Here is a 219-nt window from a genome sequence, read left to right as displayed (position 1 = left end):
CCAGAGTTTGATGGTGTTGTCATCACTTGCAGAAGCCAGTGTCTTGCCATCGGGGCTGAAGACTACGCTATTGACCCTACTGCTATGCCCTGTGAGGGTTTTGATGGCTTTGCTGGTGCTGACATCCCAGAGTTTGATGGTCTTGTCATCACTTGCAGAAGCCAGTGTCTTGCCATCGGGGCTGAAGACTACGCTATTGACCCTACTGCTATGCCCTGT

General features: G+C 51.6%; 1 pseudogene. It reads right to left on the bottom strand.

Annotated elements, in window-relative coordinates:
* Nucleotides 1–219 (bottom strand): annotated as a pseudogene (locus tag GNE10_RS35305) (PD40 domain-containing protein); the annotation flags it as partial.

It is taken from the genome of Nostoc sp. 2RC (assembly GCF_014222165.1).
Lineage (GTDB): Bacteria > Cyanobacteriota > Cyanobacteriia > Cyanobacteriales > Nostocaceae > Nostoc > Nostoc linckia.
The sequence above is the reverse complement of the archived record's forward strand: the minus strand, read 5'-3'. Positions and strand labels throughout refer to the sequence as shown.